The 3,109-nt window shown below is 37.6% G+C and carries 1 protein-coding gene; it reads left to right on the top strand.

All coding sequences use genetic code 11. The annotated features are described in order from the left end of the window. Window positions 1-14 precede the first annotated feature (14 nt). Window positions 15-3,109, top strand: a 3,095-nt coding sequence (locus tag ACI4L0_RS06640) for an N-6 DNA methylase (RefSeq protein WP_439799387.1), incomplete at its 3' end; no start/stop codon positions are given.

Below are 3,109 nucleotides of genomic sequence, written 5' to 3'. Positions count from 1 at the left end.
ATGGAGATTTTATTTTGATTACACTTGAAACATTTAAAAACGTTCTTGAAATTCTTGGATTTACAAACGAAAACAATATATACACAAAACACTTTGAAACAGTAGACTGCGACCTCAAAGCGGATTTTACAAAACAAAAACTCATTTATCCCACGGAAAAAGGTTTTGAAGTAAACGACGGAACGACAAGCAATTTTGCGCACCCGGAAAATTTTGTCGTGTTTGAATGTGTCGCACGGCTTTTACAAAAAGGCTACAGACCTGAACATATTGAACTTGAGCCGCGCTGGTCTTTAGGTCATGGTGGAAAAAGCGGCAAGGCAGACATCTGCGTAAAGAACAAAGACAACTCTCCGTATCTGTGCATTATTGAATGTAAGACAGCCGGCGCAGAATACAAAAAAGAACTTTCCAATATGAAAGCCGACGGCGGACAGCTTTTTTCATACTGGCAGCAGTCCAAGGCAACAAAATGGCTTGTTTTGTATGCAAGCGATTTTGACAATGAAAAACAGAAAATCAATTCTGACATATCAACCGTAAACTGTTCTGACGATGCCAACATTATCGAACTTGCAAAAAATGACAAAACATTAAAGCTTTATAAAGATGCCCCTACAGCACAAGAACTTTTTGAAGTCTGGAAAGAAACTTATGAACAGAAATTCTTTGGCGACATTATTTTTGACGATGAAACTGTAGCTTATGACATCGGCGTGCTTCCGCTCAAAAAGAAACGCCTTGTAGATTTCAGCCGCGATAATAAAATCGTAAATCAGTTTGAAGAGATTTTGCGCCACAACAATGTAAGCGACAAGGAAAATGCCTTTAACCGTCTGATTGCACTTTTTATTGCAAAACTCTATGACGAAAAAACAAAAACTCTGGATAGTGAAGTTGAATTTCAGTACAAAACAGGAACAGACACCTATCAGAAAATGCAGGACAGATTGCAGAAACTTCATTACAAGGGAATGAAAGAGTTTATGGGAGAGGAAGTTTTTTATGTAGCAGACGACTATGTAAAAAACGTATTGGAAAAAGAACTCGAAGAAAACCGCAAGCAGCTGGAAGCCGAACTGAACAAAACAATAACAAAACTTAAATTTTATACAAACAACGATTTTACATTTAAAGATGTTCACAATGAAAAACTTTTTTACCAGAACGGAAAAATCCTTGTTGAAATGGTAGAACTTTTTCAAAAGTACAGAATTATTGACTCAAACGAGCTTCAGCTTTTGGGCGATATGTTCGAACAGCTTTTAAACAAAGGGTTCAAGCAGAATGAAGGTCAGTTTTTTACGCCTATTCCGATTACCTGTTTTATATGGAAATGCCTGCCGCTTGAAAGTATTATAGTAGATGACCTGACAAATGAAGTCCGCTATCCAAAAGTAATAGACTATGCCTGTGGAGCAGGGCACTTTTTGACAGAAGGCTTCCGCGAAATAAACGAAAAAATAAAGGAACTCGGACTAAAGGCAGAAAAAGGCTGGGAGCGCGACTGTATTTTTGGAATAGAAAAAGACTACCGCCTTGCCCGTGTAAGCAAAATTTCTATGTTTATGCACGGAGCAGACAACGGAAACATTGTTTTTGGCGACGGTCTTGACAATCACAGAGAAAAAATCGTGATTGAAAACGGACAGTTTGACATTCTTGTGGCAAATCCGCCGTACAGCGTAAGTGCGTTTAAAAATCATCTTGAACTAAAACACAACGAGCTTAAAATTTTTGGCATTATTTCAAAAGACGGAAAAGAAATTGAAACGCTTTTTGTAGAACGCATTGCCCAGCTTTTAAAACCAAACGGAATAGCCGCCGTCATTTTGCCAAGTTCAATTTTGAGCAATTCAAGCACAAGCTACATAAAAGCGCGCGAAGAAATCCTGAAAAACTTTGCCGTTCACGCAATCGTACAGTTTGGAAGCAAGACATTTGGCGCAACAGGAACAAATACAGTTGCACTTTTTTTGAAGAAGAACAGCGAACCGCCTGTAATAAGTGAAATTGTAAAAGACAATGTAACTGCAATTTTCGAAAACAAAGAGCTTAAAATAACAAGCGACAAAAATATTTTTGACTCCTACTGCAATAAAATAAACGTTTCAGAAGAAGAATACCTTGCGTTTATAAAATCAGTCTGCAATACAGAAGATTATACACAGCACAAGTCACATTCTTATTTTGGAATGTATGTAAAAGAGTTTGAAGAAAGCGCAGATTTTAAAAAACTTAAAGAAGATAAACTGAACAAGGCTTTTTATGATTATGCCGTGCAGATTGAAAAAGAAAAGATTTATTATTTTGCGCTCGTTTACAGACAGCAGACACTCGTGGTAACGGCTCCAGCCGACAACGCCGAACAGGAAGCCTTTTTGGGCTACAGCTGGAGCAACCGCAAAGGCGACGAGGGCATAAAAATCAAAAGCAGCACGCCGCAAAATTCCTGCGGACTTTTATACAATGTTTACGATGAAGAACAAAGCATAGCCCGCTATGTAAAGGACACGTTTTTAGGAATATACCGAAACGGCAAATACATCGAAAACTATTCGCTAAAAGATATGATTGACTTTAGCCGCACAACTTTTGACAAGGCGATAAAGACAAGCGTGCAGAACACAGCGGTGCAGATTGAAAGCAAATATCCGATGGTGAAGTTAGGAGAAATTGCAGAAATTCAGAAAGGCAAATCAATTACATCTGCTGATATACAAAAAGGAAATATAAAAGTTGTTGCAGGAGGAATTGATTATGCTTATATGCACAATATAGCAAATCGACCTGCAAATATAATAACTGTAAGTGCAAGTGGAGCAAATGCCGGTTTTGTAAATTTTTGGAAAGAGCCTATTTTTGCATCTGATTGTTCAACAATTCTTGCAAAAGATGAATTAACTACGAAGTATTTGTTTAATGTTCTGAAAGCATATCAGACACTTGTATTTCATTTGCAAAAAGGAGCAGCCCAGCCTCATGTTTATGCTGATGATTTAAAATCATTTAGCATTCCTCTTCCACCTCTCGACGTGCAAAAAGAAATTGTCGCAGAATGTGAAACTGTTGATTCAGAATATCAAAACGCTCAGAAAGAAATTGAAAA

The organism is Treponema sp., from assembly GCF_051883275.1.
In the GTDB taxonomy this organism is placed as follows: domain Bacteria; phylum Spirochaetota; class Spirochaetia; order Treponematales; family Treponemataceae; genus Treponema_D.
The sequence above is the reverse complement of the archived record's forward strand: the minus strand, read 5'-3'. Positions and strand labels throughout refer to the sequence as shown.